Origin of the sequence: Aquamicrobium terrae (genome assembly GCF_040545735.1) — a bacterium.
In the GTDB taxonomy this organism is placed as follows: Bacteria; Pseudomonadota; Alphaproteobacteria; order Rhizobiales; family Rhizobiaceae; genus Mesorhizobium; species Mesorhizobium terrae_A.
The window spans coordinates 228,684-249,640 of the sequence record NZ_JBEPML010000004.1; the positions used below are offsets into that span (position 1 = coordinate 228,684).

The 20,957-nt window shown below is 65.1% G+C and carries 19 protein-coding genes; 10 read left to right on the forward strand and 9 right to left on the reverse strand.

The genetic code is table 11. The features are described from left to right. Positions 1–75: 75 nt before the first annotated feature. A complete protein-coding gene (bcsN, locus tag ABID37_RS08205; RefSeq protein ID WP_354193764.1) occupies positions 76–984 on the reverse strand; it encodes a cellulose biosynthesis protein BcsN in 909 nt (302 codons plus the stop codon). 345 nt (positions 985–1,329) lie between these two features. On the opposite strand from bcsN, the gene ABID37_RS08210 reads away from it, so the two are divergent. Genes ABID37_RS08210 through ABID37_RS08225 form a run of 4 tightly spaced genes read left to right on the forward strand, consistent with a single transcriptional unit; the run spans position 1,330 to position 6,655 of the window. Then, complete coding sequence (locus ABID37_RS08210; RefSeq protein ID WP_354193765.1) at positions 1,330–2,925, forward strand: peptide ABC transporter substrate-binding protein; 1,596 nt, start codon at positions 1,330–1,332, stop codon at positions 2,923–2,925. 59 nt (positions 2,926–2,984) lie between these two features. Then, entirely contained in the window at positions 2,985–3,908 is a 924-nt protein-coding gene (gene oppB, locus ABID37_RS08215) for an oligopeptide ABC transporter permease OppB (RefSeq protein WP_354193766.1), read from the forward strand. Beyond that, entirely contained in the window at positions 3,901–5,031 is a 1,131-nt protein-coding gene (locus tag ABID37_RS08220) for an ABC transporter permease (RefSeq protein WP_354193767.1), read from the forward strand. Before oppB ends, ABID37_RS08220 begins: the two co-directional genes overlap by 8 nt. A gap of 10 nt (positions 5,032–5,041) precedes the next feature. Beyond that, positions 5,042–6,655 carry an ABC transporter ATP-binding protein gene (locus ABID37_RS08225; protein ID WP_354193880.1) on the forward strand — a complete coding sequence of 538 codons (1,614 nt, stop codon included), beginning with the start codon at positions 5,042–5,044 and terminating at the stop codon, positions 6,653–6,655. Positions 6,656–6,705: 50 nt separating this feature from the next. Here ABID37_RS08225 and ABID37_RS08230 read toward each other — a convergent pair whose 3' ends face one another. Genes ABID37_RS08230 through ABID37_RS08255 form a run of 6 tightly spaced genes read right to left on the reverse strand, consistent with a single transcriptional unit; the run spans position 6,706 to position 13,217 of the window. Beyond that, entirely contained in the window at positions 6,706–8,136 is a 1,431-nt protein-coding gene (locus tag ABID37_RS08230; RefSeq protein WP_354193768.1) for an aldehyde dehydrogenase family protein, read from the reverse strand. After that, complete coding sequence (locus tag ABID37_RS08235; RefSeq protein ID WP_354193769.1) at positions 8,133–8,876, reverse strand: NAD(P)H-dependent oxidoreductase; 744 nt, start codon at positions 8,874–8,876, stop codon at positions 8,133–8,135. The genes ABID37_RS08230 and ABID37_RS08235 overlap by 4 nt, the downstream gene beginning before the upstream one ends. A 14-nt stretch (positions 8,877–8,890) precedes the next feature. Beyond that, on the reverse strand, positions 8,891–9,679 hold the full coding sequence (locus ABID37_RS08240; protein ID WP_354193770.1) for an enoyl-CoA hydratase-related protein: 789 nt from the start codon (positions 9,677–9,679) through the stop codon (positions 8,891–8,893). A gap of 55 nt (positions 9,680–9,734) precedes the next feature. After that, the gene (locus ABID37_RS08245; protein WP_354193771.1) at positions 9,735–11,378 is read right to left on the reverse strand and encodes a 5-guanidino-2-oxopentanoate decarboxylase; all 1,644 of its coding nucleotides are present in this window, start codon (positions 11,376–11,378) and stop codon (positions 9,735–9,737) included. Continuing rightward, entirely contained in the window at positions 11,375–12,571 is a 1,197-nt protein-coding gene (locus tag ABID37_RS08250; protein WP_354193772.1) for a pyridoxal phosphate-dependent aminotransferase, read from the reverse strand. Before ABID37_RS08250 ends, ABID37_RS08245 begins: the two co-directional genes overlap by 4 nt. Position 12,572: 1 nt before the next feature. Then, entirely contained in the window at positions 12,573–13,217 is a 645-nt protein-coding gene (locus ABID37_RS08255; RefSeq protein WP_354193773.1) for a TetR family transcriptional regulator C-terminal domain-containing protein, read from the reverse strand. A gap of 225 nt (positions 13,218–13,442) precedes the next feature. Here ABID37_RS08255 and ABID37_RS08260 point away from each other — a divergent pair, with 225 nt between their 5' ends. The 6 genes from ABID37_RS08260 to ABID37_RS08285 are packed head-to-tail and all read left to right on the forward strand — an operon-like array spanning position 13,443 to position 18,586. Next, entirely contained in the window at positions 13,443–14,216 is a 774-nt protein-coding gene (locus ABID37_RS08260) for an ABC transporter ATP-binding protein (protein WP_354193774.1), read from the forward strand. Between the two features lie 37 nt (positions 14,217–14,253). Continuing rightward, entirely contained in the window at positions 14,254–15,036 is a 783-nt protein-coding gene (locus ABID37_RS08265) for a transporter substrate-binding domain-containing protein (protein WP_354193775.1), read from the forward strand. A 55-nt stretch (positions 15,037–15,091) separates the two neighbouring features. Next, entirely contained in the window at positions 15,092–15,814 is a 723-nt protein-coding gene (locus ABID37_RS08270; RefSeq protein WP_354193776.1) for an ABC transporter permease, read from the forward strand. Then, entirely contained in the window at positions 15,815–16,627 is an 813-nt protein-coding gene (locus ABID37_RS08275; protein ID WP_354193777.1) for an ABC transporter permease, read from the forward strand. A 1-nt stretch (position 16,628) separates the two neighbouring features. Then, positions 16,629–17,801, forward strand: coding sequence for a M20 aminoacylase family protein (locus tag ABID37_RS08280; RefSeq protein ID WP_354193778.1), 1,173 nt, complete (start codon positions 16,629–16,631; stop codon positions 17,799–17,801). Beyond that, the gene (locus tag ABID37_RS08285) at positions 17,798–18,586 is read left to right on the forward strand and encodes a dimethylarginine dimethylaminohydrolase family protein (protein WP_354193779.1); all 789 of its coding nucleotides are present in this window, start codon (positions 17,798–17,800) and stop codon (positions 18,584–18,586) included. Before ABID37_RS08280 ends, ABID37_RS08285 begins: the two co-directional genes overlap by 4 nt. Before the next feature lie 63 nt (positions 18,587–18,649). On the opposite strand, the gene ABID37_RS08290 is transcribed toward ABID37_RS08285, so the two are convergent. Together ABID37_RS08290 and ABID37_RS08295 are read right to left on the reverse strand one after the other, a co-directional pair. Further along, positions 18,650–20,026 carry an FAD-binding oxidoreductase gene (locus tag ABID37_RS08290; RefSeq protein WP_354193780.1) on the reverse strand — a complete coding sequence of 459 codons (1,377 nt, stop codon included), beginning with the start codon at positions 20,024–20,026 and terminating at the stop codon, positions 18,650–18,652. A gap of 1 nt (position 20,027) precedes the next feature. Continuing rightward, positions 20,028–20,954, reverse strand: a complete 927-nt coding sequence (locus ABID37_RS08295; RefSeq protein ID WP_354193781.1) for a dimethylarginine dimethylaminohydrolase family protein — start codon at positions 20,952–20,954, stop codon at positions 20,028–20,030. Positions 20,955–20,957: the final 3 nt, after the last annotated feature.

Here is a 20,957-nt window from a genome sequence, read left to right on the forward strand (position 1 = left end):
GGCCGCTTTCATAGCTAACGGGTGGTTAAGAAAAGACCTTGTCGTGGCTTCAGGATCGCGCAACGCCGTCTCCCCCTATTCGGCCGGTGGTGCCGGTACGGTGATATCTTCTCCGGCTGCGGCGGCCGGTGGCGGAGGAACGATGGGCGCCCCGGCGGGCGGGGCAGGCAGGGTCTGGAGCACGGGCGCGGCGACAGGGGTGGGGCTCCGGCGAACCGGTGCGGGTGCAGGCTCCGGATCATCGCTTGCCTGAGGCACGGGGGGCCCGGCCGAATGGATCGGCTGGCCCGTCCTGCCGAGGCGGGGATCGGCCGGGGAGGGCGGGCCGTAGGGGTTCCATCCCGAGCCGGCAAAGGAGGCGTTGATGGTGTAGCCGTGCATGATGGCGAGGAGCGCCTGTTCCGTGGCGCCGGCCCGGCAAACACGCAGGCGGATCTGGATCGTACCCCTGCTGCCAAGCGGCGCATTGGCCTGGGGGGCGGCTATCCGCTGCCAGGCGTAGAGGCAAAGATCGGATTTGCCGTGGCGGCCGGTCGCATAGCCGAAGGGGCCATAGGCATTCTGCGCATACAAGGCCGAGCGCCGCATGGCGACGCCGGGCAGCAGGCCGCGCATCTCCCGCCCGATCGCCGCCTCCGACAGATGCCTGTCGACGAGTGCCGTGGTGCCGCCTGAGCCAACGGGGCCGAAGGCCTGTATGCGCAGGAGGTTCTGCCCGGGCACGGCGGTTTCGGCCGCCAGCACGACATCTTGCTGGATAGCGTTGGAGTACCGGCGTTCGATGACCCCGACGACTGCCGGCCCGCCCGGCGGCGGCAGCACGAGCGCCTGCTGCGCCGGAAGGCTCTCGGTCAGCGAAGAACGCTCGAGCCGGTTCGGCTGGGCGCAGGCCGCGACGACGACGGCCAGAACGGACAAGGCCACGCCACGCAGACAGGACGTATAGGTAACATACGGCAGGGGTTCCGCTCTGGTCTTCACCATGCATCGAATCAGTTTGGCCCCTTGGATGCGATGGTAGCCACCGCATCCGGGGGAACAAGAGATAATTGGGTGTCGGCGACGGCTTCTCGGGTTCGCCAACCCGCCTGGACGAAGCGGGATTTCTCCGCTGCGCCTTCCGATGCGGTGGCCAGGTCGCTGGGGACAGGATCTCTGTGCCATTCAGGCACAATAAATATCCTGGCCAAAACAGCGCGCATCGACACTGTCGACCATCGGAAAAGCAAGCTCCCCACAACAACTTAGCCTGGACTTTTCCCCCTTGCCAAGCACCCAAACATGGCCAATTGATTGGCCACCTACGAAATGGGAAGAAAGGAAGGGAAAATGCCGAAAGGATTTAACGGCTTTCTTGCGACCCTCTTTGCAAGTGCAATCCTCGTGGTTGCGAGCCCGGCTTTTGCTGAAGCGGTGCTTCATCGCGGCAATGCCGGCGAACCCCAGACGCTCGATCAGGCGCATACTTCCATCAACATCGAGGAGTTCATCCTGAAGGACCTCTATGAGGGCCTGACGATCTATGACGCCGTCGGCAAAATCGTTCCCGGCGCCGCCGAAAGCTGGACCGTTTCCGACGACGGCACTGTCTACACCTTCAAGCTGCGCGAGGACGCGAAGTGGTCGGACGGCTCCCCGGTGACGGCCGAAGACTTCGTCTTCTCCTTCACCCGTATCGAGGACCCCAAGACGGCGGCCGGCTACGCCAACATCCTCTACCCGATCAAGAACGCGGAAAAGGTCAACAAGGGCGAACTCGGCCTGGACCAGCTCGGTCTCAAGGCGGTCGACGCCAAGACGCTGGAAGTGACGCTGGAGCGCCCGACGCCCTTCTTCCTCGAATTGCTCGCGCACCAGACGGCACTGCCGGTTTCCAAGGCGAGCGTCGAGAAGAACGGCGCCGACTTCGTCAAGCCCGGCACGATGGTCTCCAACGGTGCGTTCAAACTGGTCAGCCACGTACCGAACGACAACCTCGTGGTGGAGAAGAACACGGAGTACTGGGACGCCGCCAACGTCAAGCTCGACAAGGTGATCTTCTACCCGATCGACGACCAGGCCGCCTCCGTGCGTCGTTTCGAGGCGAAGGAAATGGACCTCGTCTACAACTTCTCGGCCGACCAGATCGACCGGCTGAAGCAGAGCTATGGCGATCAGGTCCACGTCTCGCCCACGCTGGCGACCTATTACTATGCCTTCGACACCCGGCAGGAGCCTTATAGCGACGTGCGCGTGCGCCGGGCGCTCTCCATGGCGGTCGACCGCGATTTCCTGGCCAAGGAAATCTACTCGGGCTCGCAGATCCCGGCCTATTCCATGGTGCCTCCAGGCATGGAAGGCTACGAACCGGCCTATGCCGATTTCGGTGCGCTCTCGCAGCTCGACCGCGAGGACAAGGCGATCGAACTGATGAAGGAAGCCGGCTACGGCGAGGGCGGCAAGCCGCTCAAGATCGAAATCCGCTACAACACCAACCCGAACCACGAGCGCGTGGCGACGGCGGTGGCCGACATGTGGAAGAACACCTTCGGCGCGGACGTCTCGCTGGTGAATCTCGACGTGTCCTCGCACTACGCCTACCTTCAGGAAGGCGGTGCGTTCAACGTGGCCCGCGCCGGCTGGGTGGCCGACTATGCGGACCCGGAAAACTTCCTGGCGCTGAGCGTCAGCTCCAACAAGACCTTCAACTACGGCAAGTTCAACAACGCCGAATACGACGCCCTGATGAAGAAGTCGTACGAGGAACGGGACCCGGCGGCACGCGCCAAGGTTCTGCATGAGGCGGAAGCGCTGCTCATGCAGGAACAGCCGATCGCGCCGCTGCTGACCCAGGCCGACCTGTGGCTGGTTTCCAGCAAGGTGCAGGGCTGGCAGGACAACGCAGCCAACCAGCACTTGAGCCGCTTCCTCAGCGTTTCGGAATGATCAGCTGCAGATGCGCGGCCGCCTGAGGCCGCGCACCGCACCGCTGGGGAGACCCGGTCATGCTTGCCTTCGTTCTGAGGCGCCTCGCAAGCGCCGTGCCGACGCTGTTTATCGTCGTCACGATCTCGTTCTTCCTCATGCGCTTCGCGCCGGGCGGACCGTTCAATCTCGAACGGCCGCTGCCGCCCGCCACGATGGAAAACCTGATGCGGGCCTATCAGCTCGATCAGCCTTTGTGGCGGCAGTATCTCACCTATATCGGCAATGCCGTCACCGGCGATTTCGGCCCGAGCTACATCTACAAGGACAACACCGTCGCCGAGCTCATCGGCAAGGGTCTTCCCTATTCGATCGAACTCGGCTTCTACGCGCTGCTTCTGGCGCTTGTCGGCGGCGTCATCGTCGGCACGATCGCGGCGCTGCGCCAGAACAGCATGCTCGATTTTGCCGTCATGTCGGTGGCGACCATCGGCGTCACGGTGCCGAACTTCGTTGTCGGCCCGGTTCTGACGCTGATCTTCGCCATCATGCTGTCCTGGCTGCCGGCCGGCGGCTGGGGCGACGGGTCGCTGCGCTTCCTCATCCTGCCGATGATCGCGCTCGCCTTGCCGCAGCTCGCCGTTTTCGCGCGCCTCACCCGCGGCTCGATGATCGAGGCGTTGCGCACCGACCATATCCGCACCGCGCGGGCCTATGGGTTGCCGGCGAAATCGGTGGTCGTGGTGCACGCCATGCGTGGCGCCATGCTGCCGGTCGTTTCCTATCTCGCACCCTGCGCGGCGGCGCTGCTCACCGGTTCGGCGGTCATCGAGACGATCTTCACCATTCCCGGCGTCGGCCGCTATTTCGTGCTCGGCGCGATCAACCGCGACTATACGCTGGTCATGGGCACGGTCGTCCTGATCGCCATCTTCGTCATCGTCTTCAACCTGGCTGTCGACATCCTCTACGGCCTGCTCGATCCGAGGGTGCGCGATGACTGACACCACCGTTTCTTCCGCTCCCGAGGGCGAGGTGAAGGGACGCAGCCTCTTCCAGCTCGCCGTCCTGCGCTTCCGCCGCAACCGCCCCGCCATGGCCGGCAGCGTCATGCTGGTGCTGATCGCGTGCTTCTCCTTCCTCGGCCCATTCGTCATCAGCCACAGCTACGATCAGGTCTTCTCCTCCTATGTGACGGTCCCGCCGAGCCTCGAGCCGCGGCCGGGCGCCGATGCGCTGGAGGCGGCGATGAAGGGCGTGGCGACGCGGGCGCGCGTCGAGCTTCAGTCCTTCTCCGTCGAAGGCGAGACCTTCACGGCCGTCGTCACGGCAGAGGACCCCATCGATCCGCGCACGACGCGCTACTTCGACCGCGCCAACGAGTTCGACAGGACCGAGGTCGTCACAAGCGAGGACGAGGGCCGCAAGCTCACCCTTACCGGCATCGTCGACCGGGAATATTTCCTGTTCGGCACGGATACCAACGGGCGCGACCTCATGGCCCGCGTCATGCTTGGCGGGCAGATCTCCATTGCCGTCGGGCTTCTCGCCAGCCTCGTCTCGCTCGGCATCGGCGTCGTCTACGGCGCGATCTCGGGTTACATGGGCGGGCGCGTCGACAATGTGATGATGCGCTTCGTCGAAATCCTCTATTCGCTGCCCTTCGTCTTCCTCGTCGTGGTGCTCGTCGTCTTCTTCGGGCGCAGCTTCGTCTTGATCTTCATCGTCATCGGGGCGGTGGAGTGGCTGGATATGGCCCGCATCGTGCGCGGCCAGACGCTGTCGCTGAAACGGCGGGAGTTCATTGGCGCGGCGGAAGCACTGGGCCTCACCGACTGGCAGATCATCCGCCGCCACGTCATCCCCAACACGATCGGTCCGGTCGTCATCTTCGTCACGGTCATCGTGCCGAAGGTGATCCTGCTCGAAAGCTTCCTCTCCTTCCTCGGCCTCGGCGTGCAGGCACCCTTGACGAGCTGGGGATCGCTGATCGCGGAAGGCGCCAACAACATGCAGTCGGCGCCGTGGCTGCTGATCTTCCCCGCCATCTTCTTCGTCGTCACGCTGTTCTCGCTGAACTTCGTCGGCGACGGCCTGCGCGACGCGTTCGACCCGAAGGATCGCTGACATGGCGGACATGCGAAAGACCATGGAACCGATCCTCACCGTGCGCGACCTCAAGGTCTCGTTCACGACGCCGGACGGCGACGTCGACGCGGTGAAGGGCATCGACCTCGATGTCCGCCCCGGCGAGACGTTGGCTGTCGTCGGCGAGTCCGGTTCCGGCAAGAGCCAGACCATGATGGGCATCATGGGCCTGCTTGCCGCCAACGGCACCGTCTCGGGTTCGGCGAAATATCGCGGGCGGGAGATGATCGGACTTTCCACGAAGGCGCTCAACGAGATCCGTGGCGCCAGGATCACCATGATCTTCCAGGAGCCGATGACCTCGCTCGATCCGCTCTACCCGGTCGGCAGGCAGATCGCCGAAGTGATCGCGCACCATCGCGGCGGCACCCGCAAGGCCGCGCGTCCGCGCGTGCTGGAGCTTTTGAAGCTGGTCGGCATTCCCGACCCGGAGCGCCGCATCAACAGTTATCCGCACGAAATGTCCGGCGGCCAGCGTCAGCGCGTGATGATCGCCATGGCATTGGCCAACGAGCCGGACATCCTGATCGCCGACGAACCGACGACGGCGCTCGACGTGACCATCCAGGCACAGATCCTCAAGTTGCTGCGGGACCTGCAGAAGCGTTTCGACATGGCGATCGTGCTGATCACGCACGATCTCGGCATCGTCCGGCATTTTGCCGAGCGTGTCATGGTCATGCGGCGCGGTGAAGTGGTGGAACAGGGTGCGGCCGCCGACATCTTCGACAATCCGAAGGCCGACTATACCCGCATGCTGATCGAGGCCGAGCCTTCGGGGCGCAAACAGCCACCGCCCGACGGCGCGCCGATCATTTTCGAGGGCCGCAACGTCACCGTCGACTACAAGATCGATGCCGGCATGTTCAGGAAGCGGGCCTTGCTGTTTCGCGCCGTCGACGATGTCAGCATCAGCCTGCGCGAGGGACAGACCATCGGCGTGGTGGGAGAATCCGGTTCCGGCAAGTCGACGCTGGGCCGGGCGCTGCTGCGCCTCGTTCCCAGCACCGGCAGCTACCGTTTCGGCAAGACCGACATTTCCCATCTGGACCGGGCCGGCATGCGGCCATTGCGGCGCAGCATGCAACTCGTCTTCCAGGATCCCTACGGTTCGCTTTCGCCGCGCCAGACGGTGGGCGAGATCATCACCGAGGGCCTGTATGTCCACGAACCGCAGCTTTCGCGCGCCGCCCGCGACAAGCGGGCGATCGAGGCGCTGAAGGAGGTGGGGCTCGATCCGGCGGCACGCAACCGCTATCCGCACGAGTTCTCAGGCGGCCAGCGGCAGCGCATCGCGATTGCCCGTGCGCTGATCCTCAAGCCCCGGGCCGTGGTGCTGGACGAGCCGACCTCGGCGCTCGACCGCTCCGTGCAGGGCCAGGTGATCGAGCTTCTGCGTGACCTCCAGGCCCGCCACGGGCTCTCCTACATCTTCATCAGCCACGACCTGTCGGTGGTGCGCGCCATGTCCGACTATGTCGTGGTGATGAAGGACGGCAAGATCGTCGAGGAGGGGCCGGCAGACGCGATTTTCAGCGCCCCCCGACAGGATTACACCAGGACACTGATCGGCGCCGCCTACAACCTCGCACTCCAGGGCTGAGGCCAGACGCCTGATCGTCCGTTCGTCCGGCCTCTGGCCTCTGGCCACCTCTATGCACCGTGGCCGACGATGGCCTTGAGTTCGAGGAAGTCGTGGATCGCCCAGTCGGCATATTCACGGCCGTTGCCCGACTGCTTGTAGCCGCCGAAGGGAGCGAAGGTGTCCCAGTCGGGATAGTTCAGGCTGACCTGTCCGGCCCGCAGCCGTGCCGCGACGGCGCGCGCATGCGCGAGGTCCTGCGACTGGACATAGGCGGCCAGGCCATACACCGTGTCGTTGGCGATGCGCACCGCGTCGTCGTCATCCTCGTAGGAGATGACGGAAAGCACCGGGCCGAATATCTCCTCGCGCTCGATGGTCATGCCGGGCCTTACATGGCCGAAGACGGTGGGCCGGGCATAATAGCCGCGATTGAGGTGGCCCGGCCGGCCGGTGCCACCGGTCACCAGTGTCGCGCCCTCACTGATGCCGGCCTCGATCAGCCGCTGCACCTTGTCGAATTGCTGCTGGCTGACGAGCGGCCCCAGTTGCGTTTCTTCCGAACGCGGATCGCCGACGACGAAAGCCTCGGCAGCCTTCTTGGCGATGGCCAGCGCCTCGTCGTGCCGCTCGACCGGCACCAGCATGCGTGTCGGTGCATCGCAGGACTGCCCCGTGTTGCCCATGCATCCCTCGACACCCTTGATGATCGCGGTCTCGAAGTCCGCGTCCCGCAAGATGATGTTGGGCGACTTGCCGCCGAGTTCCTGCGCCACGCGTTTGACCGTGTCAGCGGCAGTCTTGGCCACGATGATGCCGGCGCGCGTCGAACCGGTGAACGACACCATGTCGACGTCGGGATGCCCCGCCATCACCTGTCCGACATCGGGACCGGTGCCGTTGATCATGTTGTACACGCCCTTCGGCACGCCTGCGGCTTCCATGATCTCCGAAAAGACGATGCCGCTGACCGGTGCGATCTCGCTGGGCTTCAGCACCACCGTGCAGCCGGCCGCGATCGCCGGCGCGACCTTGCACACGATCTGGTTGAGCGGCCAGTTCCATGGCGTGATGAGGGCGCAGACGCCGATCGGCTCCCGCACGATGAGGGTCTCGCCACGCATTTCGGAGAAGGCAAAATCCTCCAGCCCCTTGATCGTCGCTTCCAGATGCGCCTGTCCGGCCCAGGCCTGCGCCTCGCGCGCCCAGGTGATCGGCGCCCCCATCTCGTGGCTGACCGCCTGGGCTATGTCCTCGTAGCGCTCATTGTAGATTTCGAGGATGCGGCGCAACAGGGCGAGGCGCTCTTGCTGGCTCGTCGCGGCGAAAGCGGGAAACGCGGCCTTTGCCGCCGCCACGGCCCGGTCCACATCCGCGCCGGAGCCGACGGAGATGCGGGTGAACGGCTCTTCCGTGGACGGATCGATGACATCCAGCGTGGCGGGCTTGACGGGCTCCACCCAGGCGCCGTCGATGAAGAACTGGAGGTGATGCGTGGTCATGGCGCTTGTCTCTCTTCTTCTGCGAGCGGCCTTTCCGCTGGCGCCCTCGGGCTCATATCGGCGTTGAAGGTCTCCATGGAAGGCATAGGCAGGATGGGACGGCTGTCGAGCTTATGCAAGCAGGCCTCGTAATCGGCCAGTATGCCGGCCCGTGCCTCGGGCGTGATGTAGGGGATGTGCCAGCCGATGAAGGGCTTGATCACATCGTAGCCTACGTAGCCCAGCGTGCCCTGGACCAGCGGCTTGAGCAGGTGCTCGATGGGGCCGTGGATCGCGCCTTCGCCGAACATGTGCTCGCGTCCGCCGAGGGTGAGCCCGACAAAGGCGCGCTTGCCCACCATGCCGCCCTTGTCGTAGATGCGCCGCCCGCCATAGCAGAGGCCCGACACCAGCACGCGGTCGATCCACCCCTTCAGGATCGCCGGGGTCGAAAACCAGTAGATGGGGAAGTTGAGGATCAGCAGGTCGGCCGCCATCAGCTTGTCCAGTTCGGCGCGAATGTCGGCGGCAATAGTGCGTTCGGCAACGTTGTGGCGCTGCTCCAGCGCATAGGTGAGATAATCGCCATTGGCGCGGGAGCCGAAATCCGCCGCGCTGGCAACCGGGTTCCAGCCCATCGCATAGAGGTCGGAATGAACGACGTCATGGCCCAGCGCACGCATCGTCTCGACCGACGAGCGCGCCATGGACGCAACGAAGGAATTGGCTTCCGGCGTCGCACTGACAACGAATACCTTCATGCGGGCGGCCTCTCCTATCTTCCCTTCCAGACCGGATCCCGCTTCTCGACGGCGGCGCGCGGCCCCTCCAGCGCATCCTCGCTTGCGATCAGCTTGCCGAACAGGGGGAACCGGCCGGCGCGCATGGCGGCATAGGCTTCCTCGAGGCTCATATGCTGCGCCAGCCGCGTGGTCTCCTTGGCCGCCGCGACCGAAAGCGGCGCCGAGCGCAGGATGCGGCCCGCCAGGGCGCGCGCCGCCTCCATCAGCCCGGCCTGCGGCACGACTTCGTTGACCAGGCCCCAGCGCAGGCAGTCCTGCGCGTCGAAGCGGCGGCCGCCATATAGCACTTCATTGGCGATGACCTTGGGCAGGATCTTCGGCAGCACGAAGGAGCCGATGTCGGGCAGGACGCCGAGCGAGGTCTCGGGCAGCCAGAACTGGGCATGGTCGGCAGCGACGATGAAATCGGCGCAGAGCAGGATTTCGAAGCCGGCCCCGATGGCGTAGCCGTTCACGGCGCAGATAACCGGCTTGTGAAGCTCCGGAAGCTCCGAGAAACCGTAGATGCCGCCCTGGCCGTAATCAGCGATATAGCCATCGCCGCCCTCGGCGGACGCTTCCTTGAGGTCCCATCCGGCCGAGAAGAACTTCTCGCCGCCGCCGGTGAAGATCGCCACCCGCAACTTGGGATCGTCGCGGAAGGCCGCGAACGCATCGCCGAGCTTGCGGCTCGTCGGCTGGTCGATCGCATTGGCCTTGGGCCGGTCGAGCGTTATCTCGGCGATCTGCCCGTTGCGGACAAGCCTGACCTCATCTGACATTCCGGTCCCTCCTGCGGATCGACATCCGCTTCGTCCAATATCCGATCCTGCGCCCTCAAGGCGTGAGAATTTCGACAAGCGCGGGTCCGCCAGCGGCGCGGGCCGCCTGCAGGGCGGCCGTCAGGGGCGCCAGATCGAGGCCGCCCGGCACCAGGGCATCCTGGCTGGTGGCGTCGGTCAGGCGGATACGCTGGGCCGGAATGCCATAGGCGGCCGCGATCCCGGTGAAATCGGGCGCGGACGGCCGCACGCCGACAGGCTCGATGTCGCGCGCCAGCATATAGTCCTCGATTTCCTGATAGCCGTTGTTGTTCCACACGACGAAGATGACGGGCGCGTTCTCGTCGGCAGCCGTCCCCAGCGTGCCGAGGCAGAACTGGAAACCGCCATCGCCGACGATGCAGACGACAGGCGCGGTGCCGAGCGCGATGCCTGCGCCGAGCGCTGCCGGCGGACCGTAGCCAAGCGATCCGTAACCCGTCGCGGCATTGAACCATGTGCGCGGCGCGGCCGCCTCCCAGTAGAGGTTGCCCGCATAGGCGAGCTGCGTGGAATCGCCGACGATGGTGCAGCCCGGCAGCGTGTCGCGGATGGCACCGAGCACTTCGATCAGCGCCCGCATCTTGTCCGACAGGCCTTCGAGAGCCCCTTTGCGCGCGGCGGCGGCGCGCCCCTGCGCCGGTGGCTGCCGCGAGGCGGCGGCGGCGCCGCGCAATGCGGAGGCCAGTGCATTTGCGGCAACCCCGGCATCCGCGACGATCGATACCGTGGCGGGGAAGCTCGTCGCCTCCGCATGCGGGTCGATATCGATGCGGATGAGATTGTCCGGCCGCACGAAGCCGCCGTCCTCATAGGCGTCGTAGTCGGTCGGTCCGAACTGTGTGCCGATGGCGATGGCGAGGTCGCAATCGCGCATCAACGTCCGCACCGCTTCAAGGCTGGGGCTTGCCGGCACGACCAGCGGATGGCCGGCAAGCAGGCCCCTGCCGTTGGTGGTGGTGACGACCGGCGCGTCGAGAAGCTCCGCCAGATCTCGGATCGCCCCGTCGGCCCACACGGCACCGCCGCCGGCAAGGATGAGCGGGCTGCGCGCCGCTCGGCAGAGGCCGGCTGCGGCTTCGATTGCCTGTGCGGAAGGCTCCGCAGGCGGCGAAGGCTGGTGCGGAAGCGTCCCCAACGGCAGCGCAGCCTCCATCAGGTCGGTGGGGATCTCGATATGCACCGGCCCCGGCCGTCCGGCACGCATCGCCGCAAAGGCGCGTGAAACGACGGCCGGCAGATCCTGCGGACGTTCCAGCCGCTCCGACGACAGGGCGATCGTGCGGATCATGGCCGACTGGTCCGGAAGTTGGTGAAGATGGCCGCGATAGCGGCCATGCGTGTCGAGTGCGTTGATGCCGGAGATGACCAGCATCGGGATCGAGTCCGCGCGCGCCTGCCCCATGGCGGTGATCGCGTTGGTGAGGCCCGGACCGGTGATGAGCAGGCAGACCCCCGGCTTGCCCGACGCGCGGGCGTAGCCGTCCGCCATGAAGCCGGCGTCCAGCTCGTGGCGGGGCGTCACATGGCGGATTTTCGAACCGGCCAGCCCCCTGTAAAGCTCGGCCGTATGGACGCCCGGAATGCCGAACACCGTGTCGACGTCATGCGCCTCCAGCAGCCGGATCAGCTCCAGTCCGACGGTATGTTTCGCGCTCATGATGCCATCCGTTCGGATCGCGTGTTGATGCCACGGGCGAAGGAGGCGATGCGATCACACGCCTCGGCAAGCTGCTCGTCAGGTACGGTCAGGCTGAGCCGGACGAGATATTTCGCGGCTTCCCCAAAGGAGCTGCCAGGCATGACCGAGACATGACGTTCCTGAAGAAGGCGTGAGGCGAAGCCAAGGCCGTCCAGCCCGGTTCCGCTGACGTCCAGCAACACGAACATGCCGGCTTCGGGCGGCAGCGCGCGCAATCCGCCCACGCCGTCCAACCGCTCGACAATCAGTCCGGCCCGGGCGGCATATTGCTCGCGCATCAAGGCAGCGGTCGGAAGCTCATGGGTCAGCGCATAGGCCGTCATGTCGGAAATGAAAGGCTGGCTGCCGAACAGCATCGATTCCGAAAGCGGCAGAAGGCGCCGGCAGAATTCCTCCGGGCCGACGGCCCAGCCGCTGCGGAAGCCCGGCGCGGCATGCGACTTCGATATCGAGGAGACGACGATGGTGCGGTCAGCCAGCCCCTCGATGTCGAAAGGAGAGGCAAAATCCGCGCCGAAGGTCAGTTCCTCATAGACTTCGTCGCTGACGAGCCACAGATCGTGCCTGCGGCAGACTTCGCCGATCGCCTCGATCTCGGCGCGCGAGAGCACCGCGCCGCTTGGATTGTGCGGGCTGTTGAGGAGCAAGACGCGGCAACCGGGCACAATGGCGGCTTCAAGGTCTTGCGGCCGCAGATGGAAGCCATTGGCTACGCTCAACGGAACCGGAACGAGCTCGGCACCCGGACCGCGCACCAGACCTTCATAAGTGGCGTAGTAGGGGTCCGGCATCAGCACCTTGTCGCCCTTTTCGACAAGACCCATCATGACGGCGAAGAGCGCGGTCTGGGTGCCGGGGAAGCACAGGATGTTCCGCTCCGTGACCTCGCGGCCGCTGCGGCGCGTATATTTGCGCGCCAGCGCGGCAAGCAGGGGCGGCTCGCCCCGACCATTGGAATAGCGCGTGCGTCCGGCCCGCATGGCGGCGCTGCAGGCATCGAGCAGACGGTCGTCCGGGGAGACGTCCGGCTCGCCGATCGTCAGTTCGATCAGCGGTTTTCCCAGCGCCCGCATTTCGCGGCCGCGCAGGTGGATTTCCCATTTCTCCGATCCGAGATCGGCCAGACGGTCCGTGATGGATGCGTAATGCATGTCAGTTTTCTCCGTCTTCACGAGGCGCCGGAAGCTTGATTGCCAGCAGGCTTTCGGCCGACCTGAAGCCGATCTCGATCTGCAGGCTTTCGTTGATTTCCTCGGCGCTCAGGCAACCTTCGAGCCACAACCCGTCTATGAGCGCATTGAAGGCAATGCCGAGCCGTTCCCGTTCGGGCCCGCCCAAGGCACGACCTTCGGCCACTATGGCATCGGCAATCAGCGTTTCGGTCGCCCGGCGATAGGCGAGATATCCGTCGCGATGCTCGCGCGCCAGATCGGGATTGTGATGAACCTGGCTGATGAACGTCGCCCATAGGGACAGCATGCGCGGATCGGCAACCGGACCGCCGAGGCTGGCGACGATGAAGCGGCCGAGCCTGTCATGCGGGGTGCCTTCCTCCGATTCCAGGACGGCGAGAGCCGGTCCCGTCATCATCTCGATCGTGCGGCGGTAGGCGGCGACGATCAGATTGTCCTTGGAAGCGAAATGGTGGCGGATGAGACCGTTGCTGACGCCGGCGCGGGCCGCCACGGCACGCACGGTGGTGCCCTGAATGCCGAGGTCGGCGATGCAGTCGAGCGTGGCCTCGACCATGTCGGTGCGCCGGTCGAAATCGGGGGCGCGCCTGAACGAACCCGTCATCGCCTCCTCCCCAGTTTGTCGACATCAATTCCGGTTTCGATCTCCGTCATTATGCACTTGCATAACAACTATTCAACTGTATAGTTTGAGACGAACAACAAGGCGGAGCCGCCGCTGGCGAAATAGGATTCGACAGTCGGCGGGAATGACGGAAAGATACCGCCACGGGAATTGAGGGGCCGAGCTATCCGGACGAATATCCGGGCTTGAGGAGGCAGTCACCCGATGAGCCAAGGCGATCAGGCGATTTCAGTCGTCGACCTGCACAAGCGGTTTGGACAGCTTGAAGTCCTGAAGGGCATTTCGCTCAACGCTAGGGAAGGGGATGTCATCGCCATCATCGGCGGCAGCGGCTCGGGCAAGTCGACTTTTCTGCGCTGCATCAACATGCTGGAGCTGCCGACCTCCGGAAGCGTGGCGATCCATGGCGAGACGATCGCCATGAAGAGCGACGGGCAGGGCGGTCAGATGCCCGCCGACCGCCGACAGGTCGAGCGCATGCGCACGCGCCTCGGCATGGTCTTCCAGAGCTTCAATCTGTGGCAGCACATGACAGTGCTGGAAAACGTCATCGAGGCGCCAGTTCATGTCCTCGGCGTGCCGAAGGACCAGGCCGTCGCGACGGCCGAGACGCTGCTGCGGCGCGTCGGCCTCTACGAGAAGCGGGACGTCTATCCGGCCTTCATGTCGGGCGGCCAGCAGCAGCGGGCGGCGATCGCCCGCGCGCTCGCCATCCAGCCGCTGGTGATGCTCTTCGACGAGCCGACCTCGGCGCTCGATCCGGAACTTGTCGGCGAAGTGCTCTCGGTCATCGGCGACCTCGCCAAGGAGCGGCGCACCATGATCCTGGTCACGCACGAAATGAAGTTCGCGCGCAATGTGGCGAGCCACATCGTGTTCCTGCATGGCGGCAGGATCGAGGAGCAGGGACCGCCGGAAGCGGTGTTCGATGCACCCAGATCCGAACGGCTCAAGAAGTTTATCAGCTCGGTCCACTAAAAATATGAATTTAAATCAAAAGAAGAAAGGGAGCACTATGAGGAGATTGTCAGTCAGCCTGTTGGCCACCGTGGCGATGATCGTCGCCAGCGCCGCCGTCGCCAACGCCCAGCAGGTCAAGGTCGGCGTCGCGGCCGAGCCTTATCCGCCCTTCACGTCTCCGGATGCATCCGGCAACTGGCAGGGATGGGAGATCGATTTCATGAACGCCATCTGCGCCGAAGCCAAGCTGGATTGCGTGGTCACGCCGGTCGCGTGGGACGGCATCATTCCCGCCCTGACCACGAACAAGATCGACATGATCGTCGGTTCGATGTCCATCACGCCGGAGCGCCTCAAGACCATCGACTTCTCCGACAAATACTACAATACGCTGCCGCTCATCATCGGCTCCAAGGATATGGAGTTCGACTCCACGCCGGAGAGCCTCGCCGACAAGGTACTGGGTGTTCAGGTTGCGACCATCCACCAGGCCTATGCGATGAAGCATTTCGCGCCGAACGGCACCACGGTGAAAGAATACCAGACCCAGGATGAGGCCAACAATGACCTTGTCTCCGGGCGCATTGACGCCGTGCAGGCCGACGCGCTCGCACTCAAGGAGTTCCTCGACACCGAGGTGGGCAAGGCCTGCTGCAGCGACAAGGGAAATGTCGCGCCGGATGTCGACGTGCTCGGGCCGGGCATCGGGGTGGGCTTGCGCAAGGGCGACACGGAACTGAAGGACAAGATCAACGCCGCCATCAAGGCCATTCGCGCCGATGGCACATATCAGGAGTTCTCGAAGAAGTATTTCGACTTCGACATCTATGGCGATTGATGGAGCATCGGCGCGGCCATAGCTGTTGGCCGCGCCCTTCGCTGGCGCAGCTTCCATGGATGCACCCCTGATCAACTGGGCTTTGCTCGCGCTCGACCCGCCAGGTTGGGGCGGCGTGCTTCTGCGCGGTTTCTGGAACACGTTGCAGATCGCGGTGGGCGGCTATTCGCTGGGCCTGCTGATCGGCATGTTCGGCGCGCTCGGCAAGCTCTATGGCGGACCGGTCGCGCGCGACCTGCTGGAGGTCTACACCACCGTGGTGCGGGCGGTGCCCGAACTGGTGCTGATCCTCATCCTGTATTATGCGGGAACCGACCTGCTCAATCAGCTTCTTCTCACGCTTGGTTACGGCCGGGTGGACATCAGCGGCCTTGCCGCGGGCATCTTCGTCATCGGGGTCGTCCAGGGCGCCTATTCGACGGAGGTGCTGCGCGGCGCGATCAAGTCGATCGCGCCCGGCCAGCTGGACGCCGGCCGCGCCTTCGGCATGTCGCCCCGCAAGATCCTGACCCGCATCACGATTCCCGCCATGCTTCCCTTCGCCATTCCCGGGCTGGCCAACCTGTGGCTGATCGCCACGAAGGACACCGCGCTTCTGGCGGTCGTCGGCTTCAGCGAGCTGACGCTGGTGACGCGGCAGGCCGCCGGCGCCACCAAGCATTATCTGCTGTTCTTCATGGCCGCCGGGGCGATCTATCTGACCCTTACCCTGGTCTCGAACGTCCTTATCGGCTTCGTCGAGCGCCGCTCCCGGCGCGGTTTCGCCAGGATGACCTGAATGGCGCACCCGGCTTCGACCATGATCGACCGCGCAGCGCGCACCAGCCTGTGGCTGAAACCGCATCGCATCGCGCTCATCGCAATCGCCGTCGCGCTGGTGGCAAGCGCGATCATCTTCGGGCGCTGGGACTGGCTTCCCAATTATCTGCCGCGGCTCGGACACGGCGTCGTCGTGACGCTCGCCATGCTATTCGGTTCGGCGGCGCTCGGCTTCCTGTTCGCGGTGCCGCTGGGGCTGGCGCAGGTGACGGGCCCGTTCTGGCTGAAGTGGCCGGCGGCGGCGTTCTGCACCGTCATAAGGGGCACGCCGCTCCTGCTCCAGCTATGGCTTCTCTATTACGGGCTCGGCTCGCTGTTCCCGTCGATCCCCGGAATCCGCAGCTCCTTCCTGTGGCCGTACCTGCGCGAGGCCTGGCCGTACGGGCTGGCGGCGCTCACCATCTCGTTCGCCGCCTATGAGGGCGAAGTCATGCGCGGCGCCTTCGCCGGCGTGCCGTCCGGCGAGTTGCAGGCAGGCCGCGCCTTCGGCATGTCGCCTTTCAAGGTGTTTCGTCGCATCTGGCTGCCGCGCGCCGTCCATCGCGCCTTGCCGACGCTGAACGGCGAGACGGTGCTGCAGCTCAAGTCGACGCCGCTGGTCGCGACGATCACGGTGGTCGATCTCTACGGCGTCATCTCGCGCGTGCGCCAGGAAACCTTTCTCACCTATGAGCCGCTGCTGCTTCTGGCGGCCATCTACATGCTGCTCACGGCCGTGCTTGTGATCCTTTTCCGCTATTTCGAGAACCGCATACCGACACGAGGCGTTTGATTTGACCACCGTCCAGCCGACCATCCTCAACAGCCTGCCGGAGCTGGTCGCCGTGCGCCATGATCTGCATGCGCATCCCGAACTCGGACTGGAGGAAGTGCGAACCTCGAATCTGGTGGCACGGCAGCTAGAGGCGATGGGCTACAGGGTCACGCGCGGGCTGGCGCGGACCGGCATCGTGGCGACGCTGAGCAACGGGACCGGCCGCCGGTCGATCGGCATCCGCGCCGACATGGATGCCTTGCCGATCGCCGAAGAAACCGGACTTGCCTATGCCAGCAGGATGCCCGGCCTGATGCATGCCTGCGGCCATGACGGCCACACCACCATGCTGCTGGGCGCCGCGAAAGCGCTTGCCGAGCGCCGGAACTTCGACGGCACCATTCATCTCATATTCCAGCCGGCCGAGGAAAATGTCGGCGGCGCCAGGATCATGGTCGAGGAGGGGCTGTTCGAGCGCTTCCCCTGCGATGCGGTGTTTGCGCTGCACAACGAGCCGAACCTGCCTTTCGGCCAGTTCGCCTTTCGGGAAGGGCCGATCATGGCCGCCGTCGACGAGGCCTTTATCAAGGTCCGCGGTTCGGGTGGCCATGGAGCGGAGCCGCAGGCGACCGCGGACCCGATCGTGGCGGGCGCATCGATCGTCATGGCGCTGCAATCGATCGTCTCGCGCAACATCCACCCACTCGATCCGGCGGTCGTCACCGTGGCGGCCTTTCATGGCGGGGCCGCCAGCAACGTCATTCCCTCGACCGCCGACATCACCGTCGGCATCCGCTCCTTCGACCCCAGGGTGCGCGACGAACTGGAGCACCGCATCGGCCTCATCGCCGCGCGGCAGGCGCAGAGCTACGACATGACGGCGACGGTGGACTATCGGCGCAGCTACGATCCGACGATCAACCACAAGGCCGAGACGGACTTCGCACGCAGCCTCGCCCGGCGCTTCGCCGGACCTGAAAAGGTGGTCGACCTGGAGCGGCCCTTCATGGGCAGCGAGGACTTCGGCTATATGCTCAAGGAGCGGCCGGGAACCTATTTCTTCCTCGGCGGCGCACGGGCGGGAAACAGCTACCCGCTTCACCATCCGGCCTATGATTTCAACGACGACCTGATCCCCATCGGCGCGGCCTTCTGGACCGAGCTTGCCGAAACCTATCTGAAGAGCGAATGATGCCTGCTGTCTGCGAATTCAATTCCGCCATCGTCCGTAAGCCCGGCTCCTCGGTCGTTCAAGGGCTGCGGGCCGACGATCGCGGCAACCCGACCTACGAAGGCGTGCTTGCCGAGCACGATGCCTATGTGGAGGCCCTGCACTCCGCCGGTGTCGAGGTCACGGTTCTGCCGGCGCTGGAGGCCTATCCGGATGCGATCTTCGTCGAGGACCCGGCGCTGGTCTTTCCCGAGGGCGCGCTCCTGCTGCGGCCGGGCGCGGAAACGCGTGCCGGCGAAACCGCCGAGGTCGAGCCGGTACTGCGTTCCATGTTCGCCACGGTGATCGACCGGCCGGCGCAAGGATTTGCCGAAGGCGGAGACGTGCTGACGACGCCGGATGCGGTGATGATCGGGCTTTCCGCACGCACCGACAGGGCCGGCGCCGAAGCACTCGTGGCCGGCCTCGACAGGCTTGGCCGGCGCGGCAGGATCGTCGAGACGCCGAAAGGCGTCCTGCATTTCAAGACCGACTGTTCACTGCTCGACGAGGAAACCGTCCTTGCCACCCACCGCCTTGCCGGGTCGAGCTTCTTCACGGGGCTACGCGAGATCGTCGTTCCCGAGGGCGAGGAGCCGGCGGCCAATGCGCTGCGCGTCAACGGGGTCGTCTTCGTCGGTTCCGACTATCCCCGGACCATCGACCTGCTCGACGCCAGGGGCTACAAGGTCGTTCCCCTGAAGACGAGCGAGATCGGCAAGATCGACGCCGGCCTTTCCTGCATGTCGCTGCGCTGGTGGCAGTGAGGACCCTGGAGACAGTCCCACCCTCAAAGCCGGTCGGCGCGGCAGCATTGCCTTCTTCCTGCTTCAGATGACCTTGCCGGGGTTGAGAATGCCGTTCGGATCGAGAGCCGTCTTCATCCGTCGCATCAGCTCGATCTCGGCAGCGCTGCGCGAATAGCCAAGATAGGGCCGCTTGAGCGTGCCGATCCCGTGCTCGGCCGAAATGGAGCCGCCACGCTGCCTCACCAGTTCGTAGGTGATGCGGCTGACCTCGGCGGCAGCTTGGTCGGTGCTTGTCGGCACCGAGACGGCGACATGCAGATTGCCGTCGGCCAGATGACCGTAAAAGGAGATGTGGGCGTCGGGGAAGCGCCGTGCGAGACGCTGGCCGCAGGTTTCGGCGAAATCGCCCAGCCGGCCGATCGCCATGCTGACATCGAGGTTGATCAGCCCGGGAAGCAGGCGGTCCATCTGATGGCCCTCGCGTACTGCCCAAAAACTGTCCCGCTCCTTTTGCGACTGCGCGATGAGGGCGTCTCCGATCAGTTCTTCCTCCAGCGCATCGGCAAGGAACGCCTCGAACCGATGGGCGTCCTCTTCCGCTCCCTGCTGTTCGAGGAGGACGGTGAGGGAAGGGCGGTCAACGAAGTGGCGGATGCGTTCCGCCTCCTCGTTGAAACGGACATAGCTCTCCCACATCACCTCGAAGGCGGACAAGCCCGGCAGCGCAGCCTGCGCCCGCTTGAGCAGTTCGACGACATGGCCATAGCTGCGCAGCGCACAAAGCGCGGTATGGCACGCCGCGGGGGCAGGGCGAAGCCGCAGCACGGCGCGCGTCACCACGCCCAGCGTGCCTTCCGAACCGATGAAAAGCTGGCGCAGGTCGTAGCCGGTGTTGTTCTTGACGGCCTTGTTGAGGGAGGTAATCACGGTGCCGTCGGCCAGCACCACTTCCAGGCCCAGCACATTCTCGCGCGTCTGGCCATGGCGCAGCACACGGATGCCGCCGGCATTGGTGGCGACGATCCCGCCGATCTGGCACGATCCGCGCGCGCCGAGGTCGATCGGCAGCAGGAAACCGGCCGCCGCCGCGACCGACTGGGCGGATTCCAGAACGGTGCCGGCACGCACCGTCATCGTGCCCGACGCCTCGTCGATCTCTTCCACGCCTGCAAACCGCTCCAGCGACAGCGCGATGTCGTCTGCGCGCGGATTGGCGCCGCCCGCCAGCCCCGTCAGGCCACCCTGCGGCACCACGGACTGGCCGGCCGCGTTGCAGATGCGCAAGGCGGCGGCAACCGCCTCCACCGTGTCCGGCCGCAGGACGGCCCTCGGCAGGCATGAGCCGGTGAGACTGGCGTCGGAGCAGTAGCGCGCGCCGACCGCATCGCCCGACAGCAAGGCGCGGGGGCCGAGCGCGTCGCGCAGCGCAGCGATCACGGCATGGCCACCGCCTGTCAAGTCAGGCCTTCTCGCGCCGCAGCGCCTGCGCCATGCAGTGGATGCCGCCGCCGGTCTTGGAGATTTCGTCCGTGTCGACCGCCATCACGTCGAAGCCGCGCGCCTTCAACTGGGCGATCAACGTCTTGCTGGAGGTCGGTGCGATCACGCGGTCCCTGCCCAAGGACATGAAGTTGCAGCCGAGCGCCATCGTATCCTGGAACGGAACGTCGATGATCTCATGACCCTTGCCCTTCAGCCAGTCGACGATGCCCGGTTCGGTGCAGGCAAGGCATACGGCCGTGAGCTTCTCGGCAATCGGTACCACCATCAGGTCGATATGGACATAATATTCATCGATGAAGGCGAGGCGGGTTTCCCAGCCCTCCTTCTCGAACCACTCCTGCACCTGGCGCGCGCCTTCCTCCTGCGTGCGGGCGCCGCCGCAGCCGATCAGCACGCACCCTTCCCCGATGACGTTGAAATCGCCGCCCTCGAAAGTGCCGGCGGTCACCATGTCGTAGATCGGGATGCCCAGCTTCTCGTAGGTGCGGATCGCGGCAAAATTCTCTCCACGCCGCCACCAGTTGGCCATGGCGGTGATGATGGCGCCATAGGGCGTCATGACGCTGGAGTCGCGCGCATAGACCTGCATCGGCAGTTCCGGTGTCGGTTCATGCCAATGCACGCGCACGCCGAAATGCTCATAGGCGGCGACAAGGTCCTTGTGCTGCGCCTGCGCCGTCTGGATGTTGCAGGGGGCCTCGCGCAAATGCTTGCGCGACAGCGAACTGGTGGCCAGGTGCCGCAGATAGGCGGGCGATCCGAGCAGGACGTCGGTCAGCACGTCGGTTTCATTGGTGAAGCCCCATTTCTCCAGCGGCTGCGTGCCGCCCTGCGGATTGCGGCGCTGGAGCGTGAAAGCCTCGTTGGGCGCATGCACGTTCATGGC

Excerpts from the sequence above, each read along its gene's own strand:
- ABID37_RS08240 (WP_354193770.1), bottom strand. The coding sequence starts at position 9,679 with ATGTCAGATGAGGTCAGGCTTGTCCGCAACGGGCAGATCGCCGAGATA.
- ABID37_RS08235 (WP_354193769.1), bottom strand. The coding sequence starts at position 8,876 with ATGAAGGTATTCGTTGTCAGTGCGACGCCGGAAGCCAATTCCTTCGTT.
- oppB (WP_354193766.1), top strand. The coding sequence starts at position 2,985 with ATGCTTGCCTTCGTTCTGAGGCGCCTCGCAAGCGCCGTGCCGACGCTG.
- ABID37_RS08255 (WP_354193773.1), bottom strand. The coding sequence starts at position 13,217 with ATGACGGGTTCGTTCAGGCGCGCCCCCGATTTCGACCGGCGCACCGAC.
- ABID37_RS08275 (WP_354193777.1), top strand. The coding sequence starts at position 15,815 with ATGGCGCACCCGGCTTCGACCATGATCGACCGCGCAGCGCGCACCAGC.
- ABID37_RS08265 (WP_354193775.1), top strand. The coding sequence starts at position 14,254 with ATGAGGAGATTGTCAGTCAGCCTGTTGGCCACCGTGGCGATGATCGTC.
- ABID37_RS08270 (WP_354193776.1), top strand. The coding sequence starts at position 15,092 with ATGGATGCACCCCTGATCAACTGGGCTTTGCTCGCGCTCGACCCGCCA.
- ABID37_RS08230 (WP_354193768.1), bottom strand. The coding sequence starts at position 8,136 with ATGACCACGCATCACCTCCAGTTCTTCATCGACGGCGCCTGGGTGGAG.
- ABID37_RS08295 (WP_354193781.1), bottom strand. The coding sequence starts at position 20,954 with ATGAACGTGCATGCGCCCAACGAGGCTTTCACGCTCCAGCGCCGCAAT.
- bcsN (WP_354193764.1), bottom strand. The coding sequence starts at position 984 with ATGGTGAAGACCAGAGCGGAACCCCTGCCGTATGTTACCTATACGTCC.
- ABID37_RS08250 (WP_354193772.1), bottom strand. The coding sequence starts at position 12,571 with ATGCATTACGCATCCATCACGGACCGTCTGGCCGATCTCGGATCGGAG.
- ABID37_RS08210 (WP_354193765.1), top strand. The coding sequence starts at position 1,330 with ATGCCGAAAGGATTTAACGGCTTTCTTGCGACCCTCTTTGCAAGTGCA.
- ABID37_RS08245 (WP_354193771.1), bottom strand. The coding sequence starts at position 11,378 with ATGAGCGCGAAACATACCGTCGGACTGGAGCTGATCCGGCTGCTGGAG.
- ABID37_RS08260 (WP_354193774.1), top strand. The coding sequence starts at position 13,443 with ATGAGCCAAGGCGATCAGGCGATTTCAGTCGTCGACCTGCACAAGCGG.
- ABID37_RS08285 (WP_354193779.1), top strand. The coding sequence starts at position 17,798 with ATGATGCCTGCTGTCTGCGAATTCAATTCCGCCATCGTCCGTAAGCCC.
- ABID37_RS08225 (WP_354193880.1), top strand. The coding sequence starts at position 5,042 with ATGCGAAAGACCATGGAACCGATCCTCACCGTGCGCGACCTCAAGGTC.
- ABID37_RS08220 (WP_354193767.1), top strand. The coding sequence starts at position 3,901 with ATGACTGACACCACCGTTTCTTCCGCTCCCGAGGGCGAGGTGAAGGGA.